Source organism: Polaribacter sp. 20A6 (assembly GCF_011378915.1).
Classification (GTDB): domain Bacteria; phylum Bacteroidota; class Bacteroidia; order Flavobacteriales; family Flavobacteriaceae; genus Polaribacter; species Polaribacter sejongensis.
Map to the genome: position 1 here is coordinate 1 of NZ_WTPZ01000074.1, position 693 is coordinate 693.

At 24.5% G+C, this 693-nt stretch carries 1 protein-coding gene; it reads right to left on the minus strand.

Annotation, left to right across the window (positions count from 1 at the left end; all coding sequences use genetic code 11):
- Positions 1–462: 462 nt before the first annotated feature.
- Positions 463–612 (minus strand): hypothetical protein, encoded by a 150-nt coding sequence (locus GQS57_RS18435; protein ID WP_165734437.1) that lies wholly within the window; start codon positions 610–612, stop codon positions 463–465.
- Positions 613–693 lie beyond the last annotated feature (81 nt).

A 693-nucleotide genomic window follows, 5' to 3' on the forward strand; every position in this document is an offset into this window, starting at 1 on the left:
ACAACGTTGTTGTGTATTGAAAGTTGCGTTTTTAATGAGCGGCTATTTTCCGAAGGAAAATTGAAGTGAATAAAAATGCAACTGATTTTGGTAAGGCACTAATTTAGCAATTTTTAATACACGGTGTTGGCTTTTAGTGCTTTTTTGTTTGTTTCATTTTTCTTTTTGTTCAATTATTAATTCAGAAATTATGATTAATATTCTAAATTATTTTCCTTTTTTAATTATTTGTAAAAGGAAATAATATTCCTGATATGAATGATGAACCAACTTCTGTTACGACAAGGATCAACATTACAAATAGAAAGAATTTTTTCTTTGTTATATTTTTCATATTTGGATATTTCTTAATTCAGATTTTGAGTGAGAAATTTTGAGGATTGTAAATTCAATTTTCAGTTTAATTTATACATTGAATTCAGAATTTAATTCCGAAAACAACTTAAACAATTGGATGAATTGTTATTTCGAATGATTCTCAGAATTTGGAATTGTTGTTTTTTTATTGTAACGTTTTGCAATTAGAAAAGTAATAAAAATAATTGCTATTCCTGATAATGCTCCAAGTATTAACATTGTTCTATTTGATAATGTAATTTCTAAAAAATTCATATTTTATTGTTTTTTATATTTTCAATTCTTAATTTTAGTTTTAAACTACGATTTCTCGAGCATTAAAGCCAACGTTGTTGT

What these genes read in the sequence shown, in the direction of transcription:
- GQS57_RS18435 (WP_165734437.1), bottom strand. Translation starts at nt 612, where the DNA reads ATGAATTTTTTAGAAATTACATTATCAAATAGAACAATGTTAATACTT.